Annotated in this window: 1 protein-coding gene; it reads right to left on the bottom strand. The window is 64.7% G+C overall.

Annotated features, from left to right (window positions below; genetic code table 11):
- Positions 1-479 (bottom strand): MBL fold metallo-hydrolase (locus tag AC6EMZ_RS23255; protein ID WP_498405177.1); only part of this gene is annotated, 479 nt, incomplete at both ends.

The following is a 479-nucleotide window of genomic DNA, read 5'->3' as shown; positions in this document are numbered from 1 at the left end:
CATCAGCGTCGGCATGCCGAGCGTGGCATCGCGCTTCGTGCGCATCTGCACGAACTCGGCCTCGGTCACGCCATCGCGCACATGGATGTTGGCGCGGCGCTGCTCGGCCACCGTTGTGTGGCACACGGCTTCGCGCCCACCGGGCGGATAGTCGTGGCACATGTAGAGGCGCGTGTCCGGCGGCAGATCCAGCAAGCGGCGGATCGACTGGTACAGCGTGCCCGCATTTCCTCCCGGAAAATCGCAGCGCGCGGTGCCCACGTCCGGCATGAACAGCGTGTCGCCCACAAACACCGCATCGCCCACCTGATACGCCATGTCTGCCGGCGTGTGGCCCGGCACGGCCAGCGCCTTTGCTTCGAGATTACCGATATGGAACACCTCGTCCGGCGCAAACAGGTGGTCAAACTGTGAGCCATCAAGCAGGAACGCGCGCTCGAGATTGAAGATCGGCTTGAACACGCCCTGCACGACCCGAA

The sequence above is a fragment of the Enterobacter sp. SCRI0065 genome (assembly GCF_059766475.1).
Note: the sequence above shows the minus strand (reverse complement) of the source record. Positions and strands in the feature narration are given on the sequence as shown.